17 protein-coding genes are annotated in these 16,948 nt (G+C 59.0%); 2 read left to right on the forward strand and 15 right to left on the reverse strand.

Annotated elements, in window-relative coordinates:
- Nucleotides 1–76 precede the first annotated feature (76 nt).
- The 9 genes from BLW70_RS26065 to BLW70_RS26105 all read right to left on the reverse strand — a co-directional run bounded on the left by BLW70_RS26065 (nt 77) and on the right by BLW70_RS26105 (nt 7,176).
- Nucleotides 77–682: an START domain-containing protein gene (locus tag BLW70_RS26065; protein ID WP_074878910.1), complete on the reverse strand. Its 606-nt coding sequence runs from the start codon at nt 680–682 to the stop codon at nt 77–79.
- A 41-nt stretch (nt 683–723) separates the two neighbouring features.
- A complete protein-coding gene (locus BLW70_RS26070; protein WP_074878912.1) occupies nt 724–978 on the reverse strand; it encodes a YkgJ family cysteine cluster protein in 255 nt (84 codons plus the stop codon).
- Between the two features lie 162 nt (nt 979–1,140).
- Complete coding sequence (locus tag BLW70_RS26075) at nt 1,141–1,608, reverse strand: translation initiation factor 2 (RefSeq protein WP_074878914.1); 468 nt, start codon at nt 1,606–1,608, stop codon at nt 1,141–1,143.
- Nucleotides 1,609–1,696: 88 nt separating this feature from the next.
- The gene (locus BLW70_RS26080; protein ID WP_008146981.1) at nt 1,697–3,136 is read right to left on the reverse strand and encodes an aminotransferase-like domain-containing protein; all 1,440 of its coding nucleotides are present in this window, start codon (nt 3,134–3,136) and stop codon (nt 1,697–1,699) included.
- 267 nt (nt 3,137–3,403) lie between these two features.
- Nucleotides 3,404–4,216: an OmpA family protein gene (locus BLW70_RS26085; RefSeq protein ID WP_074878916.1), complete on the reverse strand. Its 813-nt coding sequence runs from the start codon at nt 4,214–4,216 to the stop codon at nt 3,404–3,406.
- Entirely contained in the window at nt 4,213–4,569 is a 357-nt protein-coding gene (locus tag BLW70_RS26090; protein WP_074878918.1) for a DUF4398 domain-containing protein, read from the reverse strand. The genes BLW70_RS26085 and BLW70_RS26090 overlap by 4 nt, the downstream gene beginning before the upstream one ends.
- Nucleotides 4,570–4,578: 9 nt before the next feature.
- On the reverse strand, nt 4,579–5,415 hold the full coding sequence (locus BLW70_RS26095; protein WP_074878920.1) for a substrate-binding periplasmic protein: 837 nt from the start codon (nt 5,413–5,415) through the stop codon (nt 4,579–4,581).
- Between the two features lie 81 nt (nt 5,416–5,496).
- Nucleotides 5,497–6,426 carry an electron transfer flavoprotein subunit alpha/FixB family protein gene (locus BLW70_RS26100; protein ID WP_074878922.1) on the reverse strand — a complete coding sequence of 310 codons (930 nt, stop codon included), beginning with the start codon at nt 6,424–6,426 and terminating at the stop codon, nt 5,497–5,499.
- Entirely contained in the window at nt 6,427–7,176 is a 750-nt protein-coding gene (locus BLW70_RS26105; protein WP_074878924.1) for an electron transfer flavoprotein subunit beta/FixA family protein, read from the reverse strand. It abuts the gene before it with no gap.
- A 549-nt stretch (nt 7,177–7,725) separates the two neighbouring features.
- Between BLW70_RS26105 and BLW70_RS26110 the strand changes: the two genes are divergently transcribed.
- Complete coding sequence (locus BLW70_RS26110; protein WP_074878926.1) at nt 7,726–9,390, forward strand: electron transfer flavoprotein-ubiquinone oxidoreductase; 1,665 nt, start codon at nt 7,726–7,728, stop codon at nt 9,388–9,390.
- 186 nt (nt 9,391–9,576) lie between these two features.
- Here BLW70_RS26110 and BLW70_RS26115 read toward each other — a convergent pair whose 3' ends face one another.
- On the reverse strand, nt 9,577–10,467 hold the full coding sequence (locus BLW70_RS26115; RefSeq protein WP_074878928.1) for an AraC family transcriptional regulator: 891 nt from the start codon (nt 10,465–10,467) through the stop codon (nt 9,577–9,579).
- Nucleotides 10,468–10,657: 190 nt separating this feature from the next.
- On the opposite strand from BLW70_RS26115, the gene BLW70_RS26120 reads away from it, so the two are divergent.
- On the forward strand, nt 10,658–11,710 hold the full coding sequence (locus BLW70_RS26120; RefSeq protein ID WP_074878930.1) for an NAD(P)-dependent alcohol dehydrogenase: 1,053 nt from the start codon (nt 10,658–10,660) through the stop codon (nt 11,708–11,710).
- Here BLW70_RS26120 and BLW70_RS26125 read toward each other — a convergent pair.
- The 5 genes from BLW70_RS26125 to BLW70_RS26145 all read right to left on the reverse strand — a co-directional run bounded on the left by BLW70_RS26125 (nt 11,707) and on the right by BLW70_RS26145 (nt 16,878).
- A complete protein-coding gene (locus BLW70_RS26125) occupies nt 11,707–12,510 on the reverse strand; it encodes an IclR family transcriptional regulator (RefSeq protein WP_074878932.1) in 804 nt (267 codons plus the stop codon). The genes BLW70_RS26120 and BLW70_RS26125 overlap by 4 nt on opposite strands.
- Before the next feature lie 60 nt (nt 12,511–12,570).
- Nucleotides 12,571–13,881, reverse strand: coding sequence for an MFS transporter (locus BLW70_RS26130; RefSeq protein WP_074878934.1), 1,311 nt, complete (start codon nt 13,879–13,881; stop codon nt 12,571–12,573).
- Nucleotides 13,882–14,050: 169 nt separating this feature from the next.
- Nucleotides 14,051–15,199 carry a galactonate dehydratase gene (gene dgoD, locus BLW70_RS26135; RefSeq protein ID WP_008152275.1) on the reverse strand — a complete coding sequence of 383 codons (1,149 nt, stop codon included), beginning with the start codon at nt 15,197–15,199 and terminating at the stop codon, nt 14,051–14,053.
- Between the two features lie 46 nt (nt 15,200–15,245).
- Nucleotides 15,246–15,866 carry a 2-dehydro-3-deoxy-6-phosphogalactonate aldolase gene (locus BLW70_RS26140; protein WP_074878936.1) on the reverse strand — a complete coding sequence of 207 codons (621 nt, stop codon included), beginning with the start codon at nt 15,864–15,866 and terminating at the stop codon, nt 15,246–15,248.
- A gap of 19 nt (nt 15,867–15,885) precedes the next feature.
- The gene (locus tag BLW70_RS26145; protein WP_074878938.1) at nt 15,886–16,878 is read right to left on the reverse strand and encodes a 2-dehydro-3-deoxygalactonokinase; all 993 of its coding nucleotides are present in this window, start codon (nt 16,876–16,878) and stop codon (nt 15,886–15,888) included.
- Between the last annotated feature and the right edge of the window lie 70 nt (nt 16,879–16,948).

Genomic DNA, 16,948 nt, shown 5'->3' on the forward strand with positions numbered 1-16,948 from the left:
GCCCCCGATTAAATAAACCGCCCCACCAAAATAGAAAACGCCCCAAACAAGTCAGGGCGTTTTATCAAAAGAGCAATTATTTCTCAGCGCGTTCTTTCAGGGCTTTCAAGGTATTAAACGGCGCATCCACCACAAACTTGTTGGCAACCATCGACGGAATGCTACCGCCCGGCTCGGTATGCACCTGATAAGTCACTTCAATCTGATCGCCCTTGGGCACAAACTTCCAGAACCCATCAATCTTGGTCACCCGCACAAAGCCTTTTTCTTCAGGAAGGTACGTCGGCACACCTTCAAGTTTGCGAGTCAGACTGCCATCGGCGCCTTCGGTGGTGGTGACATGCAACACCGAGTCACGCGCGGTAACCGGCCAAGGCGTATTGAACTGAGTGTAGGTCCAGCTCTGATTGCCCTCATGCTTAAGCAATTTCTGAGTCTTGCAGTCGTGAATCCAGGCACAAGCGCCAGGCACGTCTTCCTGCAACGCGCGCAGTTTGGCCATGGTGGTCTTCATCAGGGTGACGCCCTGGTAAGCCTTGTAATCGGAGCCAGCCACTTCACTCAAGGAAACCTTGATGCCGTCTTCGTTCTTGGCGACTTTCCAGTCTTCTGCCTGAGCGGCCGTGGAAGCCAGAAAAACCGTTAAACCACACAGCACAGCCATACGTTGCAGCGAACCCATAGTCTTATTCCTTATTGTTGAAAATCCGTTCGTTGAACACATCACGCCGCCGTCATTTCCTCCCACCACCCCAGCAATTTGATCGCTTCGTCACTGCTGCTCCCGCAGACTTCGACGTCGGCTTCGAACGCCGAACACACTGCTGGACGTTCCGGTTTGCCGAAAATGCCGCACAGGTTATCGACAGAGAGTTGTACGCAACGTTCTCCCGCGGGCTTGCCATTAGGCATGCCGGGGATCGGTGAACTGATGGAAGGGGCAATGCAACAGGCGCCACAGCCTTCACGGCATTTCATGACGACGAGCTCCTCGACGGGTGATGTGTTAAATGACGTGGCACAGAGTAACCGCTAAAACGCTTGTTTAAAATTGTCTGGGCCGGGGTTTTTCGCTTTAACGAGCGTGACTGACCAGTCTCCGACAAAGCGTCTGGCCAACAGGTCACGGACGGAAAGAAATTATCGCTTGAACTCGAATTCCAGGGCTGCGCCTTCGACCTCATGACGCTCTTCGTTGCGCAGTTGCAACTGCATTTCGTTGCTGATCAGCCTCCCGTTGAGCTGAAACGGGCCTGCCTTGTCACTGAACATTTGCGGCAATACTGCATCGTGCCGTGGCAACTCTACCGTACCGATCGGTTTCAGCTCCTCGGCCATGTCTTCGGGCAGGCTTAAATCCAGGTCGGCCGAAGGCAGCTTGGTTTTCGCGATCTCACTGGCGGTTTTGGACTTGGATGCAATTGGCGGTCGCTTTGTTGCCTTGGCCGCTTTCTTTTTGACCGGCGCGGCTTTCTTGACCGTTGCCGGTTTTTTCGACGTGGCGCTGGCTGCCGGTTTTTCTTGAACGGAAGCCGCCAATACACCTTCGGCCTGGAAGGTCATCAGCAGGCAGATCGATAGCCATACGGCGGGGAAAATCGGCTTCATGGACCCAACGGGGCAAACGGCAGGAGCCATATGCTCGCCTGTTGTACGCGACATGACAAGCTCGGGCAGGAATATCCTGCCCGCCCCCTCAAAAGCCGCCGACCATTTCCTGACAGAGCTGGGTGGCGAGCATGCCCAGGGTCATCAATGCACGTTCGGCTTCACGGTTCCAGGGTGTGCCGCAGTTCAGCCGAATGCAGTGGTTGAACTGCTCGGTGTTACTGAAAATCAGCCCCGGCGCGATGCTGATGCCCTGCTGCAACGCACGAACGTGCAGCTCTTGCGTGTTGACCCGCCCCGGCAGGCTGACCCACAGAATGAAGCCGCCGGTCGGCCGGGTCATCTGCGTGCCTTCCGGAAAATATTGCTGTACCGCCAGCTGGAATGCGCTGAGGTTCTTGCGGTACTCCTGACGGATGTAGCGCAAATGCCGGTCGTAACCACCATTTTCCAGATAAGCCGCGATGCCCATTTGGGTGACGCTGCAAGCCGAGTGGGTACTGAAGGTCTGCAAACGCTGGATTTCCTGCTGGTACTTGCCGGCAATCATCCAGCCGATCCGCACACCGGGCGACAGAGTTTTGGAGAAGCTGGAGCAATAGATCACCCGATCCAGCCGATCGTAGGCTTTAAGTGATTTGGTGCGCCCCTGCTCGAACATCAGTTCGCCGTAGATATCGTCCTCGACAATCTGGATATCGAAATCCGAGGCCAGGCGCAGCAGTTGTTTCTGCCGCTCTTCGGGCATGGTGCCGCCCAATGGATTGCTCAGACGAGTGGTCAGCACGAGTGCCTTGATCGACCACTGGTTGGCCGCCAGTTGCAAAGCTTCGAGGCTCATGCCGGTGGCCGGATCGCTCGGAATCTCGATGACCTTGAGGCCCAGCAGGTCAGCCAGTTGCAACAAACCGTAATAGGTTGGCGACTCGGCGGCGATCAAATCGCCCGGCCGGGTTAATACGCGCAGAGACATCTGCAAGGCATCAACGCAGCCGTGGGTAATCACCACTTCCGACGGATCGACCACCACGCCGGCATCGCGCATGCGAATCGCCACCTGTCGGCGCAACGGTTCGAAACCCGGGCTGAACATATAGCTGAACGCCCGCGGGCTATGGAAACGGGTAACTTTGGCCAGTTGCTGATGCAGCGCCCGCACCGGCAGGTAATCAACGCTCGGTACCGCCGCGCCCAAGGGAAACACACCCTCGCGGCGGGATTCGACCAGGACTTGTTGGATGATGCTGCTGCGGGTGACCAGACCTGGACGCTCGACCCGGGCGATGTCCGGTGTCGGCGCGGTCAGGGCCGGGGTCTGGTGCACGTAGTAACCGGACTGCGGCCGGGCGCGGATCAGCCCCTGATCCTCGAGGTTGGCGTAAGCCTGCAACACCGTCGCATGGCTGACATTGAGCTGCGAGCTCATCTTGCGCACCGATGGCACGCGCTCCCCCGGTTGATAGACGCCACGGCGGATGTCTTCGGCCAGTTGCTGAGCAATACGTTGGTAGAGCAAGAGATTGGTCATGACGCAGCACTCGATTTCACGGGCATTTTATTCTTGTGTGAAACAATACCGGAACAGTTTAGAAGTGTACTGGGACAGTTGCCACAATAGTCGACCGTACAGTGCAGTGTCAGCAAAAACTGTACTGTTTTTTGGCGTTGATCAGCAGGCGTAAAAAAACCCGGCGCTGACGGGCAGGCCGGGTTGTAGCAGCTGTCGAGTGAAACGAGGCTGCGATCTTTCCAGGCCCATTGAGTGTCAGGGGCAAGATCAAAAGATCACAGATTCCTACCGGGCAGCGCCGAGCTGGCCTTTTTCGTCAGAAAACACAATTTCTACCCGACGGTTCTGTGCACGTCCCCGCTCGGAGGCGTTCACGTCGACCGGATATTCATCACCGTAACCTTCGACCTGAATGCGTTTATCGTCGATACCCAAATCCATCAGCACGTCTGCCACCGATTGCGCACGGTCACGGGACAGCTTGAGATTTTCCTGCTTGCCACCGGTGCTGTCGGCATAACCTTCGATGCGCACTACGCGCTTGGGGTTGAGCTGCAGGAACTGCACGATCTTCAACACCACGCGGTTCGCCGAGTTTTTCAACTCCGCTTCGCCCGTGTCGAACAGCACATCGCCCAACGTCATCACCAGGCCGCGGTCAGTCTGAGTGGTCGCCAGTGCAACAATCTGTTCTTCGAGCCACTTGCCCTGCTGTTGCACGCTAAGCAGTTTGGACTCGCGCAGGGCCAGCTGCAGACGCTGACGCTCCAGTTCAAGCTTCGCCGCACGTTCTTCGTTGAGCACCTGATTGGTGTGTTCGCGCGCGATTTCGCTATAGCGTTCACTCAGGTAAGCGTAATGCAGCACGTCCGATCCGCTGCCCCAATAGCTGGACAGACGATCGGCTCGGGCCAGCGACTCACCGGCGCGAATCACTTCCTTGGGCGCGATTCGCAGCACGTTGGAATCTTCCTTGACCTTCTGGAAGTCGGTACTGGCCTGCTGCAACGCGGCCTCGCTGTGCTGACCGGCACAACCATAGAGGCTGACGCAGCCTGCCAGGATCAAACCGCCCAAGGCTTTGGTCTTGAGGCTCATTGGGCATCTCCCAGTTGCTTGCGCAGGCGAGTGATGCGGGTGTTGAGCACGTTCAACTGTTCCTCGCTCTTGAGGGTCAGAACCCGGGCTTCGGCCAGACGCGCGTCCAGCTCGGCCTGCTCGGCCCGCATGCGCGCGTTCTTGAAGGATTGGTCGTTCATGCTGCCCTTGGCGCGGGTGAACTTGTCTTCGGCCAGTTTCATTTCCGGCACGTCGGCGGCGGTGGCGCCCACGGCCTTGGCCTGCTCTAGTGCCCGTTCGGTCAGGCGCATTTGTTCATTCGGCGCCGGATCGGCTGCACAACCCGCCAGGGCCAGAACGGCCAGGGCAGCGAAAAAAGGTCGGATACTCACTAAAAATCCCTACTGTTTTGGGGTACTGACAGGTGGTTGCTGCGGCTGTGAGAGCTGCGCCTTCCAGCGCTCGATGTTGCGTTGCAGCACGGCTTCCGTCAGTCCGGACGCGGGCAATTCTGTCATCTTTTTGGCCAGCTGTCCGCGCAACCACGGATCGTTGCAGGCGGAGTTGTGGGAAACCGCGAGGAACAGACCGGGTTTGTCGATCGGTTGTGGACGGGCGATCAGGTCATTGGCCAGATTAAGCGTCTGCGCAGCCGTCAGGCCCGAGTAGCGTCCGGCGAGGACAAATTCCACCTCACCCAGCAGCAATTTCTGAAAGGCCTGGGTGAGGTTAGGCGTACGTGCGAGGGTCAATTGCTGCTCGGCGAACACGCCAAATGCCGGTGTCATACGAGACTTTTCCGACAATGCGCCGGGATGACCGTGAAGGTCCTGCGCTTCGTTGTAGACCAGCGTCGAGTCTTTGCGGGTCCAGACCAGGTAATCGTTTTCCAGTAATGGAGGATGAATGTAATCCAGAGTGTCCAGTTCGCTGACCGTCAATGACGCATCCGCCAGCATGTCCATTCGCCCACTGCGCACTTCATCCAGGGCCTGGGAACGTTTGCCGGCGTAAAGCAATTCGACCTTGATCCCCAACTCCCCCGCCACTTGCTGCAACAGATCAGCACTGGCGCCGATCAGATGCTTGGGGTTTTGCGGGTCTTGCCACAGGTACGGCGGCGCGTCCGGGCTGCCAGTCACCACCAGACGCTCGCACTTGCCCGCAGCGACGGACAACGCCGGCAATACCGTCAGCCCCAGCAGCAATGACCAGCCGTAAACGCGGCGCAGATCCATGGCGACACTCTCCCACTCAAATCCGGAACAAAAAAAAAGCCCGACCAAAAGGTCGGGCTCTTTATAAGTCAGGCCGCTGGATTAGACCAGCTTCTCGAACTCAGGGATTGCTTCGAACAGGTCTGCCACCAGGCCGTAATCGGCCACCTGGAAGATCGGCGCTTCTTCGTCCTTGTTGATCGCAACGATCACTTTGGAGTCTTTCATGCCGGCCAGGTGCTGGATCGCGCCGGAGATACCGACGGCGATGTACAGCTGTGGCGCAACGATCTTGCCGGTCTGACCGACCTGCATGTCGTTCGGTACGAAACCTGCGTCGACCGCGGCGCGCGAAGCACCGACGGCAGCGCCCAGCTTGTCGGCCAGGGCGTACAGGTGTTTGAAGTTGTCGCCGTTCTGCATGCCGCGGCCGCCGGAAACGACGATCTTGGCAGCGGTCAGTTCCGGACGATCGGACTTGGCCAATTCTTCGCCGACGAAGCTGGAAATACCCGCATCGTGAGCAGCTGCAACGGCTTCAACCGAAGCCGATCCACCTTCAGCAGCAACCGGGTCGAAACCGGTAGCACGCACGGTGATCACTTTGACCGCAGCGTTCGATTGAACGGTGGCGATGGCGTTACCGGCATAGATCGGGCGCTTGAAAGTGTCAGCGCTTTCGACCGAGATGATCTCGGAGATCTGGTCAACGTCCAGTGCAGCGGCAACGCGCGGCAGGATGTTTTTGCCGTTGGAAGTAGCGGCAGCCAGGATGTGGCTGTAGCTCTTACCCAACTCGGCCACCAGCGGCGCGACGTTTTCCGGCAGCTGATGCGCGTAAGCGGCATTGTCAGCTGACAGGACTTTGCTCACACCAGCGATTTTCGCCGCTGCTTCAGCCACGGCGCCAGCGCCCTGACCTGCAACCAGAACGTGGATGTCACCACCGATTTTAACGGCGGCAGCGACGGTGTTCAGCGTGGCCGGGGCCAACACTTTGTTGTCGTGTTCAGCAATAACCAAGATAGTCATTTAGATTACCTTCGCTTCGTTTTTCAGTTTCTCGACCAGTTCAGCCACCGACTTGACCTTGATACCCGCGCTGCGTGCAGCCGGCGCTTCGACTTTCAGTGTCTTGTTGGTGGAGGCGGTGGAAACGCCCAAAGCGTCCGGAGTCAGCACTTCGAGAGGCTTCTTCTTGGCTTTCATGATGTTTGGCAGGGACGCGTAGCGCGGCTCGTTCAAACGCAGGTCGGTGGTGACGATGGCCGGCAGTTTCAGGGAAACCGTCTGCGCGCCGCCGTCGACTTCACGAGTCACGGCAACGCTGTCGCCGCTGATTTCGACTTTGGACGCGAACGTGCCCTGACCGTAGCCGCTCAGTGCCGCAAGCATCTGGCCGGTCTGGTTGTTGTCGCTGTCGATAGCCTGTTTGCCAAGGATCACCAGCTGAGGCTGTTCCTTGTCGACAACAGCCTTGAGCAGCTTGGCAACGGCCAGGGAAGTCAGGTCTTCAGCGGATTCGACGAGGATGGCGCGGTCGGCACCCAGAGCCAGCGCGGTGCGCAGTTGCTCTTGAGCGGTGGACGGGCCGATGGAGACGACGACGATTTCAGTCGCAACACCTTTCTCTTTCAGGCGTACGGCTTCTTCCACTGCGATTTCGCAGAACGGGTTCATCGACATCTTGACGTTGGCGAGATCGACGCCGGAATTGTCCGCCTTGACGCGAACCTTGACGTTGTAGTCCACAACGCGTTTGACAGCTACAAGAACCTTCATGGATTCCTCGTTACTCTCCGGTGAAAAGAAAGTCGCCTAGGCGAACCTGGCGGTTTGATGCTCATCGGCGCAAGGGCACCTCTAAAAACGCTGGCAAAGCTGTCAAGTGACAAGCGCTCACGATGAAGATGACCGTTCGTCAGTGGTGACTGACGAGTCATTCAATATCGTGGCGTGTAAACTGCGCGCCGGAACCTGCGCTGCGCATCACCTTGTACTGCCATCGCCCTGTCTTTAGAGGTGCTCTTGAAACCAACAGTCAGCCTACGGCGAGCGCAAAACCGACCGTATCTTGACCGGAACGCCTATTCCGGTCAATACGGCAAAATGGCCAGTCATAAGCCGCGTGACTTTGATTTCTCTGGCTTTGAGCCGATTCAAACAAACGTTTGTATTGGACGCTAGGAGTGGTGTAGATATAATGCGCCACCTTAGAGAGAAAGGTGGCTCATCGATTGTCCTCTTCCTGCATTGCGCAGGAATTCATGGATGCGACACCAAACCTCCAATTAGAAAAAAAACTGTTGAGCCTTGAGTAGGAGATAACCTGTGGAACGCGAATACATGGAATTCGACGTCGTCATCGTCGGTGCCGGCCCCGCTGGTCTTTCCGCCGCCTGCCGCTTGAAGCAGAAGGCCGCCGAAGCCGGTAAGGAAATCAGCGTCTGCGTGGTCGAAAAAGGCTCCGAAGTCGGTGCTCACATCCTGTCCGGCGCCGTGTTCGAACCACGCGCCCTGAACGAATTGTTCCCTGACTGGAAAGAACTCGGCGCCCCGCTGAATACGCCAGTCACCCGCGACGACATCTTCGTTCTCAAGAACGCCGACAGCGCGCAGAAGATTCCTGACCTCTTTGTGCCCAAGACCATGCACAACGAAGGCAACTACATCATCTCCCTGGGCAACCTGTGCCGCTGGCTGGCCCAACAGGCCGAGAACCTGGGCGTGGAAATCTACCCAGGCTTCGCCGCCCAGGAAGCACTGTTCGACGAGAACGGCGTGGTTCGCGGGATTATCACCGGCGATCTGGGCGTTGACCGCGAAGGCAACCCGAAGGAAGGCCTGTATACCCCGGGCATGGAACTGCGTGGCAAGTACACGCTGTTTGCCGAAGGTTGCCGCGGCCATATCGGCAAGCAACTGATCAAGCGCTTCAATCTCGACAGCGAAGCCGACGCCCAGCATTACGGCATCGGCCTGAAAGAAATCTGGGAAATCGACCCGGCCAAGCATCAACCAGGTCTGGTGGTGCACACCGCCGGTTGGCCGCTGGACATCATGGGCACCGAGAACACCGGTGGCTCGTTCCTCTATCACCTGGAAAACAACCAGGTTGTAGTCGGCCTGATCGTCGATCTTTCCTACAGCAACACCTTCCTGTCGCCGTTCGACGAGTTCCAGCGCCTCAAACATCACCCGGTGCTCAAGCAGTACCTGGAAGGCGGCAAGCGCATCAGCTACGGCGCTCGCGCCATCTGCAAAGGCGGCCTGAACTCGCTGCCGAAAATGGTCTTCAAGGGCGGCGCGCTGATTGGTTGCGACCTCGGCACCCTGAACTTCGCCAAGATCAAAGGCAGCCACACCGCGATGAAGTCCGGCATGCTCGCCGCTGAATCCGTGGCCGAAGCGCTGTTTGCTGAAAAAGACGGCACCGAAGAGCTGACCACCTACGTCGACGCGTTCAAGAAGAGCTGGCTCTACGACGAACTGTTCGCCAGCCGCAACTTCGGCCCGGCGATCCACAAGTTCGGCGCCATCGTCGGCGGCGGTTTCAACTGGCTCGACCAGAACATCTTTGGCGGCAAACTGCCGTTCACCTTGCACGACACCAAGCCGGATTACGCTTGCCTCAAGCTGGCGGCCGACTGCAAGAAGATCGACTACCCGAAACCGGACGGCAAGATCAGCTTCGACAAACTCAGTTCGGTGTTCATCTCGGGTACCAACCATGAAGAAGAGCAGCCGTGCCACCTGAAGCTGACCGATCCGAGCATCCCGATCGCCAAGAATCTGCCGCTGTACGATGAGCCTGCCCAGCGTTACTGCCCGGCCGGCGTGTACGAAGTGGTGACCAAGGAAGACGGCGAGAAGCGCTTCCAGATCAACGCCCAGAACTGTGTTCACTGCAAGACCTGCGACATCAAGGACCCTGCACAGAACATCACCTGGGTCGCACCGGAAGGCTCTGGCGGCCCGACTTACCCGAACATGTAAGTCGAATCGCTGAACATCAAGGCTCCCGAAATGGGGGCCTTTTTGTTGTCCGCCATTTACCCCACACCACAATCCCCCTGTAGGAGTGAGCCTGCTCGCGATTGCGGTGAGTCATCCAAAGAAGATGTCGACTGACCCACAGCAATCGCGAGCAGGCTCACTCCTACAAGGGGGATCATCGCCAACTTAAGCGGCGCGTTCGTCACCGGGATTACGCTCGAAGTAGCGCTTGTACTCGCGACTGAACTGCGACGTACTTTGATACCCGACCCGATGCGCCACCTGCGCCACACCCAGCCCCTCGGATAGCAACAACTGCTGCGCCTTGAGCAAACGTAAACGCTTCAAGTACTGCACCGGCGACAACAATGTGCTGCGTTTGAAATGCTCGTGAAAGGTCGACGCACTCATGTTCGCGCAACTGGCCAGGGTTTCGACGTTCAGCGGTTCGGTGTAATGCGCATGCAGATGGCTGAGCGACGCCGCGATCCGGGCGAACTGCCCCTGCTGCTCGACCAGCGCCCGCAGCACATCGGCTTGCGGCCCGCGCAAGGCGACGAACAACAACTCGCGCAATCGCGCCTGCCCCATGACCTGGCATTCCAGCGGATCGTGCAGGCAACGCAGCAGTCGTTCAACACAACCACGCATCGCATCGTCGAGTACCGCCGAGGTCATGGACGCTGGCGTTTGCGCCGCAATGCTACGCCCCGGCGCCAGCCCCATGGCCAAGACCAACTCACCGAGCAACACCCGGTCAATGGCAATGGAAACCCCTAGCATCGGTCCATCTGGCGCCGAAAACGTTTCGCACTCAAAAGGTACCGGCAATGCCTGAATCAAATAATGCCCGGCGCCGTACTCCAGCGTACGCGGCCCCAGATACGCCAGTTTGCTGCCCTGGGCGATGATGACCAGACTCGGTTCGTAAATCTGCGGGCCGCGAGCCACATCACAACTGGCGCGTAAAACCTGCACACCCGGCAACGCCGTGGGCGCGAAACCGTCGCGATTGGTCAAAGGCTGAATCAGCGAAACCAGCGTGGCATTGGCATCCAGATGACGGGTCAACAACATGAGAGCTCTTCACAAAAAAGTCGCGAAAACAGGGATGAAAGCATCATCGCAGGTCTGATGGCCAATGCGACCCGTCGAAGGCTGATGCCGGAGGATTAGGCATGACACCCGGAGGATTCGCCATGGCCGGTGGCCGGTGCGGCGCCCAAAATGCGCCACCTCACCCGTCACAGCTTTTGCGAGGTTCACCATGTACACCGCCATCGGATACGCCGCCCAGTCGGCCACCACTCCCCTCGCCCCCGTAAAATTCGAGCGCCGCAGCCCGCGGGCCGACGACGTTGCGATCGACATTCTCTACTGCGGCGTCTGCCATTCCGACATCCATCAGGCACGCAACGAGTGGGGCATTGCCGTTTATCCACTGATGCCCGGCCACGAGATCGTAGGCAAAGTTACCGCCGTCGGTGCGAACGTGACCCAACATAAAGTCGGCGATCTGGTTGGCGTCGGCTGCATGGTTGATTCCTGCCGCAGCTGCGAAGCCTGCCAGTCGAACCTCGAGCAATACTGTCTCGAAGGTCCGACCATGACCTATGCCACCCCGGACCGCGTCGATGGCAGCAACACCATGGGCGGCTATTCCGACAGCATCGTGGTCAGCGAACATTTCGTCGTGCGCATCCCGGAAAAACTCGACCCGGCCAGCGCTGCGCCGATCCTGTGTGCCGGCATCACCACCTATTCGCCGCTCAAGCACTACGGCGTGAAGGCGGGCGACAAGGTCGGGATTCTCGGCATGGGCGGCCTCGGCCACATGGGCATCAAGTTCGCCAAGGCGATGGGCGCCGAAGTCACGCTGTTCACCCGCTCGGTGAGCAAGGCTGAGGAAGGTCGTCGCCAGGGTGCGGACCACGTGATCGTGTCCACCGATGCCGAACAGATGAAAGCCGCCGCAGGACATTTCGACTTCCTGCTGGACACCATTCCGGTGCAGCACGACCTCAATCCCTACCTCGATACGTTGCGTTTCGACGGCGTGCACATTCTGGTGGGCTTGATCGAGCCGGTCGATCCACCGGTCCACGCCGGCAAACTGGTGATGAGCCGTCGCGTATTGGCCGGCTCCCTGATCGGCGGCATCGCCGAAACCCAGGAAGTGCTGGATTTCTGCGCCGAACACGGCATTACCTGCGACATCGAAATGCTCGACATCCGCCAAATCAACGAGGCTTACACCCGCATGATTGCCGGTGACGTGAAGTACCGCTTCGTGATCGACATGGCGACACTGAAGATTTAAACCTTCAAGCCAAGCTCCGCCGACAGCCGAGCCGTGACCCCTTTGATCAGGGGAATCAGCTCGGCCATTTTTTCCAGCGGCATATAAGGCACGGTGCTGGCGATGCTGATGCCGGCAACGATGCGCTTGCTGGCATCACGAATCGGCGCCGCCACACAGCGGATCGACGGTTCGTTATCTTCCAGATCGAAGGCGTAACCGCCCGCCACATACTCGACCATGCGCTGCTGAAACTGCTCCCAGGATTGCTCCGGGTGCTGCGGCCAGAACTGATTTTTCCCTCCCACCGGCAAGCTGATTTCGTACAGCCGTTGCCATTCTTCCTGCGTGTCGTCGAGCATCAGCGCCTTGCCGATCCCGGTGCGCGCCAACGGCATGCGATGGCCGACCCGCGAACGCATTTCCGGGCCATTGCGCCCCGGATTCTTATGCAGGTACAGCACTTCGTCGCCTTCACGAATCGCCAGGTGAATGGTGTCGCCGGTCAACGCTGACAACTCATCCAGATACGGCCCGGCCAATGTGACCAGCGGCAATTCTTCACGCGCCTGGAAGCCCAGCTCGATCAACTTTGGTCCCAACAGATAACCAACTTGCGGCACCACGCGCAGATATCGCTCGTCCACCAGGCAGCTGGCCAGTCGATGAGTGGTGCTGCGCGTGGTGCCGATCAGCCGGGCGATCTCCTTGAGATCGCGGGCACCGCTGGCCACGGCCTGAACCACACCCAAACCACGAAGCAGTGTCTGGGTGCCGGTCGGGGCGGCGTCCTTGGCGATTTTTGGGGCGTCTTCCTGCATATCCAGCCTTTACCGTTGAGCGAGTGAACGGGCGGCATTATGGTCGCCCGCATGCCGCCACTACAACTTGATACGCTCGACTTTGCCGACCAGCAAGATGTAGGAAAGCGCGCCAATCAATGCCAGAACCGAGATATAGGTGATCGCCGGAGCGAACGAATCACCGGTAGCCAGGAAACCGATGACGATCGGCGTGGTAATCGCCGACAGGTTGCCGATGAAATTGAACACCCCACCGGTCAACCCGAGTAAGCGCGCCGGGGCCAACGTTGACACCAGCGACCAGGTGATCGAAGCCAACCCGTTACCGAAGAACGCCAACGCGAGGAAGGCAATCACCAGCGGTGTCGACTCAACGAAGTTGGCGCCGATGATCGAAGTGGAAATCAGCAGGCCGCCAATGATCGGCAACTTGCGGGCGAAACCCACGGTATAGCCGCGACGGATCAGCCAGTCGGAGAAGAACCCCGAACAGAGCACTCCGACGAAAGCGGCGAGAAACGGCAGCGACGCCAACAGGCCGGACTTGATGAAGTCCATGCCGCGATATTTCACCAGGTAGGTCGGGAACCACGTCAGAAAAAACCACAACGTCGAGTTGAGGCAGAACTGGCCGAGGTAGATGCCCCAGAGCTTGCGCTTGGTCAGCACGATGCCGAGGTCGATCCAGCTGAATTTGGCTTTGACTTTGGCTTGTTCAGCCTGGATATCCACCAGCCCGCCGCCCTCGCGGATCAGCTCGATTTCGGCGTCATTGGCCCCTTTGAAATCCCGCGGCTCGCGATACACCGCGTACCAGATCACTGCCCAGAGAATGCCCACCGCACCGGTGCTGACGAATACCATGTGCCAGCCATATTGATGCTGCAACCAGGCTAATACCGGCGTCAGGAATGCCAGGCCGACGAACTGCCCGGAGGTATAGAAACCAATAGCCGTGGCGCGTTCGCGCTCGGGGAACCAGGTAGTGACCACGCGGCTGTTGATCGGGTACGCCGGCGCTTCCAGTGCACCGACTGCCATGCGCAACACGAACAGTGCGATGAAGCTGCCGGCGAAGCCGAGCATCACTGTGGCGATCGACCACAGCAGCAATGCGACGCTGTAAAGAATCCGTGGTGGAACCCGATCCACCAGCCAGCCGCCGGGGATTTGCATGGCGGCGTAGGTCCAGCCGAATGCCGAGAAGATCAGCCCGACGTGGATCGGATCGATGCCCAGTTCGCTGGTGAGTGCCGGGGCGGCGATGGACAGGTTGCTGCGGTCCAGGTAGTTGATCACCACGGTGATGAACAGCAGCACCATGATGAAAAAACGCTTGCGACTGGGCGTCACCAACGACGCCTGCCCGGTGAGGGTTTGCGGTTGCATGAGGAATGCCTCTTCTTATGTTTATTGAGGTCGATGAAAAGCTTGGATGTGATCGTTCCCCCGCTCTGCGTGGAAATGCCTCACCGGACGCTCTGCGTCCGCTCTTGGGACGCGGAGCGTCCCTGGCTGCATTCCCACGCGGAGCGTGGGAACGATCATCGAGAGGGCATCACCACTCGGCAAAACTGCCATCGGCATGGCGCCAGATCGGGTTGCGCCAGCGGTGGCCGACGGCCGCACGTTCGATGACGTATTCCTCGTTGATCTCGATCCCCAGGCCCGGGCCATTGGGGATTTTCACGAAGCCTTTGTCGTAGTCGAACACCCGCGGATCCTTGACGTAATCCAACAGGTCATTGCTCTCGTTGTAATGAATGCCCAGGCTCTGTTCCTGGATGAACGCGTTGTAGCAAACCGCATCCAGCTGCAAACACGCCGCCAGTGCAATCGGGCCCAACGGGCAATGCAGCGCCAGCGCCACGTCGTAGGCTTCGGCCATGTTGGCGATCTTGCGGGTTTCGGTGATGCCGCCGGCATGAGACGCATCCGGTTGAATGATGTCGACATAACCTTCGCTGAGCACACGCTTGAAATCCCAGCGCGAGAACAGCCGCTCGCCGAGGGCAATCGGGGTGCTGGTCAGCGGCGCCAATTCTTTCAGCGCTTCGTAGTTTTCGCTGAGCACCGGCTCTTCGATAAACATCAGTTTGTACGGGTCGAGTTCCTTCATCAGCACCTTGGCCATGGGCTTGTGCACCCGGCCATGGAAGTCGACGCCGATGCCGACGTTCGGGCCCACCGCATCGCGCACGGCGGCGACGTTGGCCAGGGCCAGGTCGACTTTCTCGAAGGAATCGAGGAATTGCAGTTCTTCGGTGCCGTTCATTTTCACCGCAGTGAAACCACGTTCGACGGCTTCTTTCGCCGCACGAGCGGTGTCCGCCGGGCGGTCGCCGCCGATCCACGAATAGACGCGAATCTTGTCCCGCACCTGACCGCCCAACAGATCACTGACCGACACACCCAGAGCCTTGCCCTTGATGTCCCACAACGCCTGATCGATACCGGCCAGCGCACTCATGTGGATCGCGCCGCCCCGGTAGAAGCCGCCGCGGTAGAGTACGGTCCAGATGTCTTCGATGTTGCGTGGGTCTTTGCCGATCAGGTAGTCAGACAATTCTTCAACGGCGGCGGCGACGGTGTGAGCGCGGCCTTCGACTACGGGTTCACCCCAGCCGGTTACGCCCTCGTCGGTTTCGACCTTGAGGAAGCACCAACGCGGCGGAACGATAAAGGTGGTGAGTTTGGTGATTTTCATCTATTGCCTCTCTTATTAGATGCAGCGCTCGCAGCGCCAAAAAGTCTTAGCGAAGGGCTTTCCAGGCAGCCACGTAGGCCTTGGCATTTACCGCCACTTCCTCTGGCGTCATGCCCGGTTTGAACAACCCGGAACCGAGGCCGAAACCTTTGACGCCAGCCTCGATAAACACTTGCATGTTGTCCGGCGTGATCCCGCCGACCGGCACCAGCGCCGTCCCTGCCGGCAATACCGCCAGCCAGGCTTTCACAACGGCGGGGCCCATTTGTTCGGCCGGGAACATCTTCAGCACATCCGCCCCTTCGGCCAATGCAGCAAAGGCTTCGGTCGGCGTCGCCACGCCCGGCGACAGGAACAACCCCGCCGCTTTCGCTGCGCGCAACACCTTGGCATCGCTGTGCGGCATGACGATCACCTGACCGCCCGCGGCTTTCACTTGCTCGACCTGCTCCGGCGTCAACACTGTGCCGGCACCGATCAGGCAATCGGCGGGCAAGGTACTGCGCAGGATGCGGATACTTTCGTACGGCTCAGGGGAATTAAGCGGCACTTCGATGACGCGAAATCCGGCGGCGTAAAGGACTTCGCCGATGGCTGCCGCTTCTTGCGGGCGCAGGCCACGCAAAATCGCGATCAGACCGTTTTGCGCCAATGCTTGCTTGAGCATGTCAGACCTCCAGTCAGGTTTAACGGGATGGGTTGGGTGTGATCAGTCCGGCGGCAACCGCCAACTGCCACAAGCCGCGTTCGGTGGCTTGCTCGGCCAGGGTCACCCGGGTAAAACCACAGGCCTCGAGCGCCCGGCTGTAGCGGGCACAGAGTTGGGCATTACCGATGAGGACGATCGAAGGCAGATGAACGCTGTTGCGTCGGCGGCGCTGAACCGTCGCCAACGCTGACAATTCATGGCCGATCAACAGGCCGGACAAGTAATCCGGTTGGGCGGTGGCGCTGAGTTCGCCAGTCAACCCAAGGCTGCGGGCACTGAACAATGTCGACAACGGCCCGATCTCGCCATCCGCCGACAGCGCCACCTGCACACCACGATCAAAGGCTTGCCCATCGAAGGACGCGCCCTTTTGCTGGGTGCGCCCCAAAATGCTGTGTTCGCTGAGCACGGCGAAGACTTCGCCGGTCATGAAGGTATCGAAATGCACGATGCAGCCGTCGGCCACTTCCACCCATTTCGAATGACTGCCCGGCAGGCCGATCAACAGATCACTACCCGCCTCGGCCGGTAGATTGTGCAGCACGCCAAGCACCTGGGTTTCTTCGCCGCGCATCACGTTGGGCAAACGCGAACGCTGAATCACGCCCGGCACGATGTGCACATCGACACCGCGAAGACTGCGAACCGTTTGTAGGGAGATTCCGAGATTGGCGACGTTCGCCGGCGTATCGCAGTAAGCCGCTTCACGCCAGCCTTGTGCGCTGCCGACCATGCCGCAAGCGATCACCGGCAAATCGGGCTGCGCGTCGAGCCAGTCACCGCAAGCCTCATCGAAGGCCAGTTCAAAACCGTCGGCACATTCCCGACCCGCGATCATTCGCGGCGTCCTGGGCAGCTGCATGATCCCCGAAGACAGCGAACGCTGTTCGAGCACCTGGCCACCCGCGGCGAGTTTGTAAGCACGTAATGAGGTTGTCCCCCAATCGAGCGCGATCAATTGCGCCAGCATCGCTTCACCTGTTTTGTTTATTGGCAGTGAGTGAGCTGGACTATAAACCCGGACGCGCTTAAATCTCAAT

It is taken from the genome of Pseudomonas frederiksbergensis (assembly GCF_900105495.1).
Lineage (GTDB): Bacteria > Pseudomonadota > Gammaproteobacteria > Pseudomonadales > Pseudomonadaceae > Aquipseudomonas > Aquipseudomonas frederiksbergensis.